Source organism: Neobacillus sp. NPDC097160 (assembly GCF_044762155.1).
Taxonomy (GTDB): Bacteria; Bacillota; Bacilli; order Bacillales; family Cytobacillaceae; genus Neobacillus.
The window spans coordinates 100,483-116,669 of the sequence record NZ_JBIWDU010000014.1; the positions used below are offsets into that span (position 1 = coordinate 100,483).

A 16,187-nucleotide genomic window follows, 5' to 3' on the forward strand; every position below is an offset into this window, starting at 1 on the left:
CGCAACAATTTAGCGCTCGTGGTGCAACGGATAGCACGTAAGATTCCGGTTCTTAAAATGGGGGTTCGATTCCCTCCGAGCGCGTCCCAATTATAGTGCCTTATGCTTTTTTTAAAAGCGTAAGGTATTTTTAATGATTTATTACTTTTGAAACCTAGTATATAGGTTTACAAGTTACTGCAAATTTCTCTACTAAAGATGAATCAGGATAAAAATGTTAGGGGGATAATTCTTGAAACGATTGGTGTACTTAGACTGGCTACGTGTCCTAGCAACTATCGCAGTTGTTACGATTCACGTGACAGCAGGTTCTGTAAGCAAAATACAGCCAGGTCAACACATAAGCTGGTTAGAGGCGAACTTGTTTGAGACTTTATCACGTTGGTCCGTTCCTGGTTTTGTAATGATTAGTGGTGCTTTACTGTTGCAAGACCAAAGAATGTTAACATTGACAGAGTTTCTAAAAAAACGTGCCAGTAAGGTGGTAATCCCCTTTATTGTCTGGAGTATATTTTTTTATATATACGGAGCATATATAGGATATTTCCCTGCTTCAATTAAAAGTGGTATTAAACTATTTATTACCAATGGTATTAGTTATCATCTATGGTTCTTGTATATGATTGTAGGAATCTATCTTATTACACCGCTTTTACAGATTTTTGTAAGGCAAGCTAGTAAGCAGCATATTCAATACTTTTTACTACTTTGGCTTTACGCATCCGTAGCAACAAGGTTGTCTGACTTTTTGATTGGAGTTCGCTTTTCTATTGAATTGTTTTTTGTAACAGACTATGTAGGTTATTTTCTATTAGGCTATTTTTTATCACATTTTGAAGTTCCAAAACGATGGAGAGTCATTTCTTACATTGGTGCATGTTTAGGATTTATCGGTACGTTTTGGGGTACGTATTATTACACCCTAAAAGGAAATGGTATACTCAACGAAAATTGGTACTCTTACTTTTCGCCGACCGTACTTCTTTTTACTATAGGAATATTCGTATGGTTTAGATATCATTTTCAAGAAAGTGTACAGCCACTTCCACTCTTGCTTCGTGGGATCAACCAAGCTAGTTTAGGGATTTATATTTTCCACTTTTGGTTAATGAACAACTTTTTATGGAAAGTATATCCTCAAGTTGGTGCACACTTTCATCCTATTATTGCGCTTCCCATTAATCTCCTGATTACAGTTATCTTGAGTACCGTTTTGACTTTAATTCTAAAAAAAATCCCGCTTGTAAAAAAATTAGTTCCGTAATGAATGTGAAAAATATAGGAATAATTTGAAATATAAAGTTTTAGAATACGAAATTGGTGCAACGGATAGCACGTAAGATTCCGGTTCTTAAAATGGGGGTTCGCTTCCCTCCGAGCGCGTCACAAATGCCTCCTGTTTCCTGCAAACAGGGGGTTTTTATTTTTTTCCATACCCCATTTATCCTTCTTCGTGTAAAATAGAAAAAAGGGGGGATACTGATGAACTTAAAGGCAGGTTTATGGCAGCAGCAGACGTTAAAATTAACGATGACACAGGAATTGTCGCAGGCCATTGCTTTATTGCAATACTCGGCCCAGGAGCTGGCTGCTTTTTTAGAAGATAAGGCGCTGGAAAATCCCCTAATGCAGATTGAAAATTCCAATGTTAAGCCGATGAATCCCCTTATTGACCGCAGTCGGCGGAAACATCAAAAAGCGGAAAAGGACTGGATTGAACAAATCGCTGACAAACCATTTTCCCTTGAGGACCATTTAATTTCACAATTAAAAGTAACAAATTTATCGGCGGAGCAGTTACGAGTGATCCGTCATCTTATACAAAATCTTGATGAAAACGGTTACTTTCTTGGGGACCTTGGTGAAATCACCGAAAACCTGCGGGTAACCGAAGAATTAGTGGATGATTGTTTAGCGGTGATTCAAACGCTTGAACCGGCTGGAATCGGCGCAAGGAACCTTCAGGAGTGCCTTTTGATGCAAATGTATTATGAAAATCCAAATAATGAACTGGCACAGAATATTCTCTCCAACTTTTTTGTCCCGTTTGCCGAAAAGAAATGGAAGCAAATTGCCAAGGAATTAAAGGTATCCTTAAAGGACATTCAAGATGTGTTTGACCAAATTCTATTGCTTAATCCAAAGCCAGGGGCCATGTTAGGTAGAGAAACCACAACGTATATTATTCCAGATGCGATCGTGGAGCACTCAACAGATGGCCTGACAGTCCGGATGTTTGATGATTCCTTGCCAAGGATCAGCTTTAATGAGCAATATTTTAAAAAATTCAAAGACCAGGACCAGCAAGTCAGTCGCTTTTTGCAGGATAAGGTTCAGGACTATCAATGGATTCTAAAAAGTATTGAACAGAGAAAAGAGACACTTACAAGGGTCGTTGCTAAAATCGTTGAAAAGCAACCGGCATTTTTTCAAAAAGGGACGCAATATTTAGTACCAATGACGATGAAGGAAGTCGCTGCTGAACTTGATATTCATGAATCAACTGTCAGCCGGGCAGTCCGCGAAAAATATGTGCAAACGCCCACAGGGACCTTTGCCTTAAAAACGTTTTTCACGAGTACGATTCAGACTACTTCGGCTGATGAAAATACCTCTTCTACTCAAGTGAAAAATGTGATTAGTAAATTAATAGAACAAGAAAACAAGGAAAAGCCATTATCAGATCAGGAAATAGTGGAACAATTAAAGATGACGGAGGGTATAGTTGTCTCAAGGCGGACAATTGCTAAGTACCGCGATCAGCTGGGAATCCCGTCTTCATCCAAACGAAAAAGGTTTAACTAAGAAAGGAATAGAACGATGACACAAACAACAATCACATTATATACACGGAATCGCTGCCCATTATGTGATAAAGCAAAAGCCGCCCTCGAAGAGCTGAAACAGGAATGGAATTTCGGGCTCGAAGAAATTGATATCGAAACAAGCGATGACTTAACCGAACGCTATGGATTGATGATTCCGGTTGTCCATTTTGACGGGGAAGAAGTCGGATTTGGCTTTATTGACAAATTTGCCATAAGTAACCGTTTGCAAGAAAAAAACCGAATCAAATGAGTTGAAATAGATTTACACTCCTGATACAATAAAAAATGTACAAGGGGTGATTTTTTTTAGTGTAGGTGGGACATAATTTGTCTATGGTGGACATTTTAAGACCAACTACATAGAATAAAGGAGCATGCAATCCATGCAGTCATTTATCGATATTCAAAAAAGATTATTACCCGATCTCCTTCAGGTCCTGCAAAAACGATATACCATCCTAAGATATATAGGATTTATGCAGCCGGTAGGCAGAAGGAGTCTGGCCGTGAGCCTTGGCTTCACCGAAAGAATCCTTCGTAGTGAAGTAGACTTCCTCAAAGAGCAAAATCTTATTTACGCAAACAATGTGGGAATGAGTTTAACCTTGGAAGGGAAAAATTTACTCGAAGATTTGGAAGGTTTAATGCGTGAATTAAAGGGTATTGATGTGATGGAGCTGGAATTAAAGCACCGGCTTGGCATTAAGAAAGTAATCATTGTACCCGGAGATAGTGATGAATCACCATTGGTCAAAGGTGAGTTAGGCAGGGCTTGTGCGAATTGCATGAAAAAGCTTTTAGTCGGAAAAAATATTATCGCTGTTACTGGTGGTTCAACCATGGCTGCAGTTGCAGAAAGATTATCACCCAATCATCACAATAATGAGTTACTTTTTGTTCCGGCACGCGGCGGGGTTGGTGAGGATGTCACCAATCAAGCGAATACAATTTGCTCGAATATGGCAAAAAATACGGATTCTAAATATCGCGTTTTCTACGTGCCCGATCAGGTCAGTTCAGAAATTTACGAATCCTTGATTAAAGAGCCTGAGATCCATGAGGTTTTAGAGCTGATTAAATCAGCTAGCATGGTTATCCACGGAATTGGGGATGCTATCACAATGGCTAAGCGGCGGAAATCCAACCCAGAAACGAAGCAAAGGCTAGAGAATGGGAAGGCTGTCGGCGAAGCTTTTGGCTATTATTTTTCCGAAGAGGGCGAGATTGTCCATAAGGTATCAACCATTGGACTTCAGCTCGAAGACCTTGCCAATATCCCAAATGTCATTGCGGTGGCAGGCGGGGCATCAAAGGCAAAGGCAATCAAGGCATACTTTAAACAAGCACCGGCATCGACGATTTTAATAACGGATGAAGGTGTGGCAAAACGGTTATTGAAAGGGTAAATCCTTTTTAAAAAAAATTTATATCTTTACCTATTAAAAGGAGGAATTTTATCATGGCAGTAAAAGTTGGTATTAACGGATTTGGACGTATTGGTCGTAACGTATTTCGTGCGGCTTTAAACAATAGCAATGTGGAAATCGTAGCAATTAATGACTTAACTGATGCAAACATGCTTGCACACCTTTTAAAATATGATACTGTTCACGGAACTCTTGCAGAAGACGTAACAGTTGACGGCGAATATCTAGTTGTTGGCGGACACAAAGTAAAGGTTATCGCTGAACGCGATCCTGCACAACTTGGCTGGGGCGACCTAGGTGTTGACGTGGTTGTTGAATCAACTGGCCGTTTCACAAAGCGCGAAGATGCAGCGAAACACCTTGAAGCAGGTGCAAAAAAGGTTATTATCTCTGCACCGGCAAACAACGAAGATATCACAATCGTTATGGGTGTTAACGAAGACAAATATGATGCAAACAACCACCACGTACTTTCAAACGCTTCTTGTACAACAAACTGCTTAGCGCCGTTTGCAAAAGTATTAAACGATACATTCGGAATCAAACGCGGTATGATGACAACTGTTCACTCATATACAAATGACCAACAAATCCTTGACTTGCCACACAAGGACTACCGTCGTGCACGTGCAGCAGCAGAAAACATGATCCCAACTTCAACTGGTGCAGCAAAAGCAGTTTCTTTAGTTCTACCTGAACTTAAAGGTAAATTAAATGGTATGGCAATGCGTGTTCCAACTCCAAACGTTTCAATTGTTGACCTAGTTGCTGAATTGGAAAAAGACGTAACAGCTGAAGAAATTAATGCAGCATTAAAAGCAGCTGCTGAAGGCCCATTAAAAGGCATTTTAGCATACAGCGAACTTCCATTAGTTTCAAGTGACTACAACGGTGCAACAGTTTCTTCTACAATTGATGCATTATCAACAATGGTTCTTGAAGGCAACATGGTAAAAGTACTTTCTTGGTACGATAACGAAGTTGGTTACTCTAACCGTGTAGTTGACCTTGTTGATTACATCGCTTCAAAAGGACTATAAGATTGGATTGAATTTCCAATAAGAAAACATATATAATTGTTAATGGTATTCCAAAGGGGAGCGGGGAGGATTCCCCCTCCTTTTTTACTGTAATTTTCATCAGCCAATACTTGAGGAGGTCCTTTACATGAACAAGAAAACACTGAAGGATATCGATGTGAAAGGGAAACGCGTATTTTGCCGAGTGGATTTTAACGTTCCAATGCAAGATGGAAAAATTACGGATGAAACGCGAATTCGAGCAGCATTGCCAACCATTCAATATTTAATGGATCAAGGTGCAAAGGTTATTTTGGCAAGCCATTTCGGCCGTCCAAAAGGAAAAGTAGTCGAAGAAATGCGTTTAACTCCTGTTGGCGTAAGACTTGCTGAGCTTCTTGGAAAAGACGTGAAAAAGGTTGACGAAGCATACGGCGATTCGGTTAAAGCTGTGATTAGCACGATGAGTGAAGGCGATGTGCTTTTACTTGAAAATGTCCGCTTCTATCCTGGTGAAGAAAAGAATGATCCTGAACTCGCAAAAGCATTCGCTGAGCTTGCAGATGTGTATGTGAATGATGCATTTGGTGCAGCACACCGTGCCCATGCGTCAACAGAAGGAATTGCCAACAATCTTCCGGCTGTATCCGGCTTTTTAATGGAAAAAGAACTCGACGTACTTGGGAAAGCATTATCCAATCCAGAGCGTCCTTTTACAGCGATCATCGGTGGTGCGAAGGTAAAGGATAAGATTGGTGTTATAGAAAATCTGTTAGAATTAGTCGATAACTTGATTATTGGCGGTGGACTTGCTTATACCTTTGTTAAAGCTCAAGGACATGAAGTCGGTAAATCCTTGCTTGAAGCAGACAAGATTGACCTTGCGAATTCCTTCATTGAAAAAGCAAAGGCAAAGGGCGTTAATTTCTACATGCCAGTGGATGTAATTGTTGCGGATGATTTCTCAGCAGATGCAAACTCTAAAGTAGTGGCAATCGAAGAAATTCCAGCTGATTGGGAAGCACTCGATATCGGACCAAAAACAGCGGAAATTTACCGTGATGTCATTCAAAAATCAAAATTGGTTATTTGGAATGGACCAATGGGCGTGTTCGAAATTGATAAATTTGCCGGCGGTACAAAAGCCGTTGCTGAAGCACTTGCCGAAGCAGAAGGTACATATTCAGTTATTGGCGGCGGCGACTCAGCAGCAGCAGTTGAAAAGTTTGGCTTGGCCGAAAAAATGAGTCACATTTCCACAGGCGGCGGCGCTTCCCTTGAGTTTATGGAAGGCAAAGCACTGCCAGGCGTCGTAGCATTGAACGATAAATAATTTTATAGACAAATTTTTACTCAATATGAACAAATTTTTCAATATATGAACAAACTTCTGTAGGATATGAACAATTTTTAAAAAATATGAACAAAATTCACCAAGATATAAACAAATTACTTTTTCCAAGAAAGGATGTGCCACCCATGCGTAAACCGATCATTGCAGGTAACTGGAAAATGAACAAAACATTAGCGGAAGCAAAAAGCTTTGCGGAAGAAGTAAAAGGACTTGTACCTGCCTCTGACACAATGGAATCTGTCATTTGCGCACCAGCTTTATTTTTACAAAGTCTTGTAGAAACAGCACAAGGAACCGAAGTGAAAATTGGTGCTCAAAACATGCACTTTGAAGAATCAGGAGCGTTTACAGGGGAAATTAGCCCGAAAGCACTCGCTGACCTTGGAGTTCAATATGTCATTATTGGACACTCCGAACGCCGTGAAATGTTCAATGAAACAGATGAATCTGTCAACCAAAAGACGCTTGCAGCGTTTAAATATAATATTACTCCAATCGTTTGCTGCGGTGAAACACTAGAGCAGCGTGAAAATGGTGAAACCAATCAATTAGTTGGTGACCAGATTGCTAAAGCACTTGCAGGATTAACAGACGATCAAGTAAAACAAACGGTTATTGCCTATGAGCCAATTTGGGCCATTGGAACAGGCAAATCGTCAACATCTCAAGATGCTAATGACGTTTGTGCTCACATCCGTCAAGTTGTGGCACAGCAATTCTCGCAAGATGTAGCGGAGGCCGTAAGAATTCAGTACGGCGGCAGCGTGAAACCGGAAAACATTAAAGAATACATGGCACAACCGGATATTGATGGTGCATTAGTAGGCGGAGCAAGCCTTGAAGCACAATCATTTTTAAAGCTACTGGAGGCAGGTCAGTATGAGTAAATCTCCAGTTGCCCTCATCATCCTCGATGGTTTCGGATGCAGGGGCGAGACAAAAGGGAATGCGGTCGCACAATCGAAAAAGCCAAACTTCGACCGTTTCTGGAGCACCTTTCCTCACTCCCATTTAACAGCTTCCGGTGAGGCAGTCGGTCTTCCTGAAGGCCAAATGGGTAACTCAGAAGTTGGACACTTGAACATCGGTGCCGGCCGGATTGTTTACCAAAGCTTAACCCGAGTGAACATCGCCATCCGTGAAGGTGAATTTGAAAAAAATGAAACCTTCACAGGGGCAATGGAGCATGTGAAAAAACAAGGCACTGCTCTTCACTTATTCGGCTTACTGTCAGACGGTGGCGTTCACAGTCATATTCAACACATGTTTGCGCTTCTAAAGCTGGCAAAAGAAGAAGGCGTGGAAAAGGTATATGTGCATGCGTTTCTTGATGGCCGTGATGTCGGTCCGAAAACAGCAGCTAAATATATTCAACAGACACTGGATAAAATGAAGGAGATTGGTGTTGGCGAATTCGCCACGATCTCTGGACGTTATTATTCGATGGACCGCGATAAGCGCTGGGAGCGTGTCGAAAAATCATACCGCTCCATGGTTTATGGCGAAGGTCCTTCGTACAATAATCCATTAGAGGTTGTCGAGGATTCCTATCAACATGGAATTTTTGACGAATTCGTTATCCCATCTGTCATTACAAAAGAAGATGGCCAGCCGGTCGCAACGATAAAAGATAATGATGCCGTTATTTTTTACAACTTCCGTCCGGATCGTGCCATTCAGATTTCCAATACGTTCACGAACGAAGATTTCCGTGCTTTTGACCGTGGACCAAAGCATCCAAAGGATCTATTCTTTGTCTGCTTAACACACTTCAGTGAATCAGTGAACGGGTATGTGGCCTTTAAGCCAACGAACCTTGATAACACCCTTGGTGAAGTATTGTCACAAAATAATCTTAAGCAACTGCGAATTGCCGAAACCGAGAAATATCCGCATGTTACCTTCTTTATGAGCGGCGGCCGTGAAGAAAAGTTCCCTGGGGAAGAGCGGATTTTAATCAACTCGCCAAAGGTTGCAACCTATGACCTTCAACCTGAAATGAGCGCTTATGAAGTAACGGATGCCTTGATCAATGAAATTCAAAACGATAAAGTCGATGCGATTATCTTAAATTTCGCTAATCCTGATATGGTTGGGCACTCTGGAATGCTTGAGCCAACGATTAAGGCCATCGAAACAGTGGACGAATGTTTAGGGAAAATTGTTGATTTAATCCTTGAAAAAGGCGGAGCAGCCATCATTACCGCTGACCACGGAAATGCCGATGAAGTGATAACACTTGAGGGTGAACCAATGACCGCACATACTACGAATCCAGTGCCAGTTATTATCACAAAACAGGGCGTGGAATTACGTGAAGGCGGAATTCTTGGTGATTTAGCCCCAACTATGCTAGATTTATTAAAGCTTCAGCAACCAGCTGAAATGACTGGAAAAACATTAATTAAATAATTTCTAAGGAGAGATTTACATGCCATTTATTGCAGACGTATACGCTCGTGAAGTATTAGATTCCCGTGGTAATCCAACAGTTGAGGTTGAAGTTTTTACAGAATCAGGTGCGTTTGGACGCGCGTTAGTTCCAAGTGGTGCTTCAACTGGTGAATATGAAGCAGTAGAGCTTCGCGACGGCGACAAAGAACGCTACCTTGGAAAAGGTGTTCTTAAAGCGGTTGACAACGTAAACGAAATTATTGCTCCACATCTTGTTGGCGAAGAATACAGCGTTCTTGATCAAGTGGCTGTTGACCAAGCGTTAATCGAACTTGACGGAACGGACAACAAAGGCAAATTAGGCGCTAACGCAATCCTTGGTGTGTCTATGGCGGTTGCTCATGCTGCAGCTAACTACTTAGATATTCCTTTGTATCAATACCTTGGCGGCTTCAATTCTAAACAGCTTCCAGTGCCAATGATGAACATCGTGAACGGCGGCGAGCATGCTGACAACAACGTTGATATTCAAGAATTCATGATTATGCCTGTAGGTGCACCAAGCTTTAAAGAAGCTCTTCGTATGGGCGCAGAAATTTTCCACACGTTAAAAACAGTTCTTAAAGGCAAAGGTCTTAACACAGCTGTTGGTGACGAAGGCGGTTTTGCTCCAAACCTAGGATCAAACGAAGAAGCACTTCAAACAATTGTAGAAGCAATCGAAAAAGCTGGCTACAAACCGGGCGAAGAAGTTATGCTTGCGATGGACGCTGCATCTTCTGAGTTCTACAACAAAGAAGACGGAAAATACCATCTTGCTGGCGAAGGCGTTGTGAAGACTTCTGCAGAAATGGTTGATTGGTATGAACAGCTTGCTAATAAATACCCTATCATCTCTATTGAAGACGGCTTAGACGAAAACGACTGGGAAGGCCACAAGCTTTTAACAGAGCGTCTTGGTAAAAAAGTTCAATTAGTTGGTGACGATTTATTTGTTACGAATACGAAAAAACTTGCTGAAGGTATTGAAAAAGGAATTGGCAACTCTATCCTAATCAAGGTTAACCAAATCGGTACCCTTACTGAAACATTTGACGCAATTGAAATGGCAAAACGCGCTGGCTACACTGCAGTTATCTCCCACCGTTCAGGTGAAACAGAAGATAACACAATTGCTGACATCGCGGTTGCAACAAACGCAGGTCAAATTAAGACTGGTGCACCATCACGTACAGACCGTGTAGCGAAATACAACCAATTGCTTCGTATCGAAGACCAATTAGGTGATACATCTCAATACAACGGGCTTAAATCTTTCTATAACTTAAGTAAATAATTTTTTTAAAATTGTAACCCCCGTCCATATTGGACGGGGGTTTTTGTTTTTTTAAAAGAAGGAATTTACAAAGTTGTGTATAATTACTTTATAGTAATCATCTTTACGAATCCTGATAAAATGGGGAAAAGAAAGTATGAAAAAATTGATAAAAAACCTTTCATGGACAAAAGGCGTGATTATTGTCCTACTTGCAGTCATTGTTTTGGGCTCCTATTATTATTTTTCCAAAGGCTCTCTACCTTTTCAAAAGGATGCGGTAACCGTTAAAGTTGAAAAAACAAAAGAGGGTGAAACAGTTGTTAAGATGGAAGATACCAACAGCAGCAAAATTGAACGAGAGTTTCCTACGGATATGTCTGAAGATGAGGTAATGGATGCCATTCATAAAATGTCTCATCAAAAAGTAAGAGCCGACAAAAAGTGGGGGGCTATTCCGCTCACGCCTGAACGCGTAAACCGATTAATGCAAGTAGTCCGCGATAATTATGCGCAATATAAAGGCTCAAATGTATACATAGATATTTTAACTCGCTGGTCCAATGGTGATTTCTCACGTGTAGACCATGATCATAATCAAGTGTGGGAGCTGCAAGGAGGCACGATTGGGGCCGCGGAGGGCATTGCTTCTGTTGAAGAAGAGCAAGAATTTATCGAAGAACATTTTAATGTTGTTCAATAAAGGGGGAAATTTTTATGAAGCGTTTATTAGATTGCACAGCAGCTGATTTTGAAAAAATGACCGGTCGGGAGTTGAAACAATCCATCCTTGCATCTGAAGGGAGAACGATTGTGGCAGAGGTAATTGGTGCTGTAAGCCCGTATTATCCAGCCGTAACCAATGCCGAAATGGCCGCCGCCTTTGGAGCCGACCTCATCCTACTTAACTTTTTCGACGTGTTTAACCCTAGCATGGCGGGATTAACTGAAATGGTGCCTGACACCATCGTGCGAAACTTGAAAAAGCTTGTTGGACGCCCAATTGGTCTCAATTTGGAACCGGTGGATGTTGATGCGAAACGGGTAGAGACGCTGATTGAGCTGCCGGAGGGAAGGCTCGCAACGGAAAAGTCGCTGCAAAAGGCAAAGGAACTAGGATTTGATTTTGTTTGCTTAACAGGAAATCCGAAAACAGGTGTTTCCAACGCAGAAATAACAAAAGCCATTAAGACAGCCCGCAGTGTGTTCGGTGAAGACGGCTTAATTATTGCCGGAAAAATGCATAGCGCTGGTGTCGCCGGTGAGGTGGGAGGCAGTCTCATGTCGACGGAAACATTACACGGCTTTATTGAAGCGGGAGCGGACATTATCCTCATTCCGTCACCGGGAACGGTCCCAGGCTTTACTGTAGAAAAAACGGCAAAGTTAGTAGACATCGTTCATGAAAAAGGAGCCATGGCGATTTTGACAACAGGAACAAGCCAAGAAGGTTCCGACGAAGCGACCATTAAACAAATTGCCCTAAACAGCAAGATGGCCGGAGCCGATTTATTCCATATTGGCGATGCGGGTGCAGCGGGAATGGCAATCCCTGAAAATATTACCGCCTACTCGATTGTCGTAAGAGGGAAAAGGCATACATATGTAAGGATGGCCTCGTCCATCTTAAGATAAGTAGCAGGTGCTAATAGGTATTTAATTGGGCAATAGGCCATACTCTAGCATTCCCATGATTCTCCTTTTAGCTTTCACAATAACTACTATTGTTAAAAGGCAGATAATATGGTAAATTTAATATACTGTGAATGGACGTCTAACAGGAGGTGGCTTACATGCATGCATTGGTCGTAACATTATTAGTTATCGTAAGTATCGGTCTTATTGTGGTTGTATTACTTCAATCGGGTAAGAGCGCTGGTTTATCCGGTGCCATTTCTGGTGGTGCTGAAACCCTATTCGGTAAGCAAAAAGCACGGGGAATTGACTTGATTCTACACCGTATCACGGTTGTATTGTCAGTATTGTTCTTCATTCTTGCTCTTGCAGTTACTTACTTTAAAATCTAATCTTACACACTCAAACCTGGCCTCGAGCGCCAGGTTTTTTTGTTGGTTTTGGTTGAAGATGGGGAGGAAAAATGTGGTTTGCTAGATTAAACGAGTTGTTGGCGGAATCTTGGCCAGGAGTCATATAAAAAAAGGTAATTTATAGGGTTTGGCGGAATAAATCGAAACGTTGGCGGAATTATTAAGAAAGTTGGCGGAATAAATCGGAAGTTTTTCGGAATAAATCGGAAAACCCGCGGAATTCCGGCCAAGTTGGCGGAATCGACTTGGGGTGGGATCCAGCTGGGACAAAAAGAGAGGAATTCCGGTCAGGAGTCATATAAAAAAAGGTAATTTAAAGGGTTTGGCGAAATAAATCGAAAAGTTGGCGGAATTAATCGGAAAACCCGCGGAATAAATCGGAAAACCCGCGGAATTCCGGCCGAAGTTGGCGGAATCGACTTGGGGTGGGATCCAGCTGGGACAAAAAGAGAGAAATCCCAGCCCGATCCCCCGGAACCCAATCAATTTCAACCAAGCTCACCCTGCCACAAGCCTTTTTTCTAGCATGTTCATCACCACATTGCTTAAACTAATAGAAGCTGATCGAAACAAAGGAGTTTTTTACATGAAAGTTACAATACCAAAGCCATTTACCTTTGAAGGGGGAAAGCGAGCCGTGCTCTTGCTTCACGGTTTCACCGGAAATTCGGCGGATGTACGGATGCTCGGACGATTCCTCGAAAAAAGAGGCTATACCTGCCATGCGCCTCACTACAAAGGCCACGGAGTACCGCCGGAAGAACTTGTCCATACTGGACCTGAGGACTGGTGGCAGGATGTCATAAATGGGTATAATTTTTTAAAAAATAAAGGTCACGAAGAAATTGCTGTAGCCGGACTGTCCCTTGGCGGCGTATTTTCTTTGAAATTGGGTTACACTGTACCTATAAAAGCGATTGTACCAATGTGTGCACCGATGCATATAAAAAGTGAAGAAGTGATGTATGAAGGAATTCTTGAATACGCTCGTGAATTTAAAAAAAGAGAAGGAAAAACCGACGAGCAAATCGAAATGGAAATGAATGAGTTTAAAAAAACACCGATGAAAACATTAAAGGAACTCCAGCAATTAATCGCGGATGTGCGTGAAAATGTTGATATGATCTATGCCCCAACATTTGTGGTCCAGGCCCGCCACGACAAAATGATTAATACGGAAAGTGCTAACATTATTTACGAAAGTATCGAGTCAGTCGAAAAGAAAATCAAATGGTATGAAGAATCCGGACACGTGATTACGCTGGATAAAGAACGAGACCAGCTTCACGAGGACGTTTATGCCTTTTTAGAAAAACTGGACTGGCACGAATAATAGAACACCCCTAAGGAGGGATTAGTTTGGAAGAAAACATTCAAAAGCACATTGATAAGCTTTTGCAATATATGAGAGACGAGGCTTACAAACCATTGACGGTCCAGGAACTGGAAGAGGCATTTGGCATCCAGGACTCCAGCGATTTTAAAGAGTTTGTTAAAGCACTCGTCCAAATGGAAGAAAAGGGTCTTGTGGTTCGCACCCGCAGCAACCGTTACGGTCTGCCGCAAAAAATGAACCTAATTCGCGGAAAGCTAATCGGTCATGCGAAAGGCTTTGCGTTTGTCGTGCCGGATGAGCCGGGAATGGATGATATTTTTATCCCGCCAAATGAAACAAACACGGCGATGCATGGGGATACCGTTTTAGCCCGCGTTTCATCGGAAACATCCGGACAGCGCCAGGAAGGCACAATTATCCGCATCATCGAACGCGGTGTTCAGCAAGTTGTTGGAACATACGTCGAAAGCAAAAGCTTTGGCTTCGTCATTCCGGATGATAAAAAATTTGCCAGCGATGTTTTTATACCGAAATCGGCTTCTAAAGGAGCAGTTGAGGGACATAAGGTTGTCGTTAAGCTTGTCACATACCCTGAGGGCCGCAAAAGTGCTGAAGGCGAAGTGGTCACGATTCTTGGGCACAAAAACGACCCGGGCGTGGACATTCTCTCCGTCATACATAAGCATGGACTGCCGATGTCTTTCCCTGATGAAGTATTACAGCAAGCAAATGACACTCCCGACACCATTGATGAAAGTGAACTAGCCAACCGCCGGGACTTACGGAACGAAACGATTGTCACTATTGACGGCGCTGACGCGAAAGACCTTGATGACGCCGTAACTGTTACAAAGCTTGAAAACGGCAACTATAAGCTTGGCGTTCATATCGCAGATGTCAGTTATTATGTAAAAGAAGGAACGCCAATTGACCTCGAAGCAGAGGAGCGGGCAACAAGTGTTTATTTAGTAGACCGAGTGATTCCGATGATTCCGCACCGTCTTTCAAACGGGATTTGTTCCTTAAATCCAAAGGTTGACCGGCTCGTTTTATCGTGCGAAATGGAAATTTCATCAGAAGGAACTGTTGTCTCCCATGAAATTTTTCAAAGTGTAATCAAAACAACCGAACGAATGACCTATCACGATGTGAATCGGATCTTGATTGATAAGGATGAAGAAACACGGGCACGATACGAGCCCATCGTACCGATGTTTGAATTGATGGAAGAACTCGCTGAGATTCTCCGCAACAAACGAATGAAGCGCGGTGCTATCGATTTCGACTTTAAAGAATCAAAGGTTCTCGTTGACGATGAAGGCAAGCCAACAGATGTTGTTATCCGTGAGCGTTCTGTTGCGGAAAAATTAATTGAAGAGTTCATGCTTGCCGCGAATGAAACGGTCGCTGAGCATTTCCACTGGATGGAAGTTCCGTTTATTTACCGGATTCATGAGGATCCGAAGGAAGATAAATTACGGAGATTTTTCGAGTTTATCACCAACTTCGGCTACATTGTGAAGGGTACCGCCAATGATGTGCATCCAAAAGCCCTTCAGGAAATCATTGAAGAGGTTCAAGGCAAGCCTGAGGAAATGGTGGTCTCGAAGGTGATGCTCCGCTCGATGCAGCAGGCTAAATATGATCCGGAGAGCCTTGGTCATTTCGGGTTATCGACGGAATTCTATACCCATTTCACCTCGCCGATTCGCCGCTATCCTGATACGATTGTCCATCGCCTAATCCGCACGTATCTGATTGAAGGAAAGCTGGATGAGTCAACAAGGGAGAAATGGAATGCCCGCCTCCCGGAAATTGCCCAGCATTCTTCGAAAATGGAGCGCCGTTCCGTTGATGCCGAACGCGAAACCGACGAATTGAAGAAAGCGGAGTACATGGAGGACAAGATTGGCGTTGAGTATGACGGCATTGTCAGCTCTGTGACAAACTTTGGAATGTTTATAGAGCTACCGAATACAATTGAAGGCCTTGTCCATGTCAGCTATATGACCGATGATTATTATCGTTATGATGAGCGCCATCTGGCGATGATTGGTGAGCGGACCGGCAATGTGTTCCGGATTGGTGATGAAATCACCGTTCGTGTGGTAAAAGTAAATAAAGACGAGCGCTCGATTGATTTTGAAATCGTCGGTATGAAGGGAACACCTCGCAGGGAACGTTCCGACACGCCGAAGGTATTTAAAACAGGCAGTGATACCCATAAACCGCGCCGAAGTAAACAGCAGGGTGACAGTGGTCAGGGTCGAAATAAAAACCGCAAATCTAGCCAAGAAGGTAATCAAAAATCCGAAGCTGGCGGCGGTCAGGGCAATAAAAAGAAAAAGAAACGTAAATTTTACGATAACGTTCCGAAATCCAAAAGTACAAAACGAAAAAATAAATAATTGTCTAGAGGGAGCCTTACATCTAAGGCTCTCTTTCAATTGTAGCCGCTCGTTTTTT

Annotated in this window: 14 protein-coding genes and 1 tRNA gene; all 15 read left to right on the forward strand. The window is 42.3% G+C overall.

What is annotated here, in order from left to right; genetic code table 11:
• The first annotated feature begins 12 nt into the window (after positions 1–12).
• The 15 genes from ACIQXV_RS19670 to rnr all read left to right on the forward strand — a co-directional run bounded on the left by ACIQXV_RS19670 (position 13) and on the right by rnr (position 16,129).
• Positions 13–84 (forward strand) — tRNA-Arg (locus ACIQXV_RS19670).
• A 148-nt stretch (positions 85–232) separates the two neighbouring features.
• A complete protein-coding gene (locus ACIQXV_RS19675) occupies positions 233–1,264 on the forward strand; it encodes an acyltransferase (protein ID WP_402961337.1) in 1,032 nt (343 codons plus the stop codon).
• A 218-nt stretch (positions 1,265–1,482) separates the two neighbouring features.
• Complete coding sequence (rpoN, locus tag ACIQXV_RS19680; RefSeq protein WP_402961339.1) at positions 1,483–2,805, forward strand: RNA polymerase factor sigma-54; 1,323 nt, start codon at positions 1,483–1,485, stop codon at positions 2,803–2,805.
• Positions 2,806–2,820: 15 nt separating this feature from the next.
• On the forward strand, positions 2,821–3,078 hold the full coding sequence (locus tag ACIQXV_RS19685) for a glutaredoxin family protein (protein ID WP_402961341.1): 258 nt from the start codon (positions 2,821–2,823) through the stop codon (positions 3,076–3,078).
• A 133-nt stretch (positions 3,079–3,211) separates the two neighbouring features.
• The gene (locus ACIQXV_RS19690; RefSeq protein WP_402961343.1) at positions 3,212–4,234 is read left to right on the forward strand and encodes a sugar-binding transcriptional regulator; all 1,023 of its coding nucleotides are present in this window, start codon (positions 3,212–3,214) and stop codon (positions 4,232–4,234) included.
• A 53-nt stretch (positions 4,235–4,287) separates the two neighbouring features.
• Positions 4,288–5,295: a type I glyceraldehyde-3-phosphate dehydrogenase gene (gene gap / locus ACIQXV_RS19695; protein ID WP_402961345.1), complete on the forward strand. Its 1,008-nt coding sequence runs from the start codon at positions 4,288–4,290 to the stop codon at positions 5,293–5,295.
• 127 nt (positions 5,296–5,422) lie between these two features.
• Positions 5,423–6,607 carry a phosphoglycerate kinase gene (locus tag ACIQXV_RS19700; protein ID WP_402961347.1) on the forward strand — a complete coding sequence of 395 codons (1,185 nt, stop codon included), beginning with the start codon at positions 5,423–5,425 and terminating at the stop codon, positions 6,605–6,607.
• 146 nt (positions 6,608–6,753) lie between these two features.
• Positions 6,754–7,515, forward strand: coding sequence for a triose-phosphate isomerase (tpiA, locus tag ACIQXV_RS19705; RefSeq protein WP_402961348.1), 762 nt, complete (start codon positions 6,754–6,756; stop codon positions 7,513–7,515).
• Positions 7,508–9,040, forward strand: a complete 1,533-nt coding sequence (gene gpmI, locus ACIQXV_RS19710; RefSeq protein ID WP_402961350.1) for a 2,3-bisphosphoglycerate-independent phosphoglycerate mutase — start codon at positions 7,508–7,510, stop codon at positions 9,038–9,040. Before tpiA ends, gpmI begins: the two co-directional genes overlap by 8 nt.
• A gap of 19 nt (positions 9,041–9,059) precedes the next feature.
• A complete protein-coding gene (gene eno / locus ACIQXV_RS19715) occupies positions 9,060–10,358 on the forward strand; it encodes a phosphopyruvate hydratase (protein ID WP_402961352.1) in 1,299 nt (432 codons plus the stop codon).
• Positions 10,359–10,494: 136 nt separating this feature from the next.
• Positions 10,495–11,040 carry a DUF6241 domain-containing protein gene (locus ACIQXV_RS19720; protein ID WP_402961354.1) on the forward strand — a complete coding sequence of 182 codons (546 nt, stop codon included), beginning with the start codon at positions 10,495–10,497 and terminating at the stop codon, positions 11,038–11,040.
• A 14-nt stretch (positions 11,041–11,054) separates the two neighbouring features.
• A complete protein-coding gene (locus ACIQXV_RS19725) occupies positions 11,055–11,972 on the forward strand; it encodes a DUF7916 family protein (protein ID WP_402961356.1) in 918 nt (305 codons plus the stop codon).
• A gap of 158 nt (positions 11,973–12,130) precedes the next feature.
• The gene (gene secG, locus ACIQXV_RS19730) at positions 12,131–12,364 is read left to right on the forward strand and encodes a preprotein translocase subunit SecG (RefSeq protein WP_402961358.1); all 234 of its coding nucleotides are present in this window, start codon (positions 12,131–12,133) and stop codon (positions 12,362–12,364) included.
• A 607-nt stretch (positions 12,365–12,971) separates the two neighbouring features.
• On the forward strand, positions 12,972–13,718 hold the full coding sequence (locus ACIQXV_RS19735) for an alpha/beta hydrolase (RefSeq protein ID WP_402961360.1): 747 nt from the start codon (positions 12,972–12,974) through the stop codon (positions 13,716–13,718).
• A gap of 26 nt (positions 13,719–13,744) precedes the next feature.
• On the forward strand, positions 13,745–16,129 hold the full coding sequence (gene rnr / locus ACIQXV_RS19740) for a ribonuclease R (protein WP_402961362.1): 2,385 nt from the start codon (positions 13,745–13,747) through the stop codon (positions 16,127–16,129).
• The last annotated feature ends 58 nt before the right edge of the window (positions 16,130–16,187 follow it).

What these genes read in the sequence shown, in the direction of transcription:
- ACIQXV_RS19700 (WP_402961347.1), top strand. Translation starts at nt 5,423, where the DNA reads ATGAACAAGAAAACACTGAAGGATATCGATGTGAAAGGGAAACGCGTA.
- ACIQXV_RS19720 (WP_402961354.1), top strand. Translation starts at nt 10,495, where the DNA reads ATGAAAAAATTGATAAAAAACCTTTCATGGACAAAAGGCGTGATTATT.
- ACIQXV_RS19735 (WP_402961360.1), top strand. Translation starts at nt 12,972, where the DNA reads ATGAAAGTTACAATACCAAAGCCATTTACCTTTGAAGGGGGAAAGCGA.
- gpmI (WP_402961350.1), top strand. Translation starts at nt 7,508, where the DNA reads ATGAGTAAATCTCCAGTTGCCCTCATCATCCTCGATGGTTTCGGATGC.
- secG (WP_402961358.1), top strand. Translation starts at nt 12,131, where the DNA reads ATGCATGCATTGGTCGTAACATTATTAGTTATCGTAAGTATCGGTCTT.
- ACIQXV_RS19725 (WP_402961356.1), top strand. Translation starts at nt 11,055, where the DNA reads ATGAAGCGTTTATTAGATTGCACAGCAGCTGATTTTGAAAAAATGACC.
- ACIQXV_RS19690 (WP_402961343.1), top strand. Translation starts at nt 3,212, where the DNA reads ATGCAGTCATTTATCGATATTCAAAAAAGATTATTACCCGATCTCCTT.
- ACIQXV_RS19685 (WP_402961341.1), top strand. Translation starts at nt 2,821, where the DNA reads ATGACACAAACAACAATCACATTATATACACGGAATCGCTGCCCATTA.
- gap (WP_402961345.1), top strand. Translation starts at nt 4,288, where the DNA reads ATGGCAGTAAAAGTTGGTATTAACGGATTTGGACGTATTGGTCGTAAC.
- eno (WP_402961352.1), top strand. Translation starts at nt 9,060, where the DNA reads ATGCCATTTATTGCAGACGTATACGCTCGTGAAGTATTAGATTCCCGT.
- tpiA (WP_402961348.1), top strand. Translation starts at nt 6,754, where the DNA reads ATGCGTAAACCGATCATTGCAGGTAACTGGAAAATGAACAAAACATTA.
- rpoN (WP_402961339.1), top strand. Translation starts at nt 1,483, where the DNA reads ATGAACTTAAAGGCAGGTTTATGGCAGCAGCAGACGTTAAAATTAACG.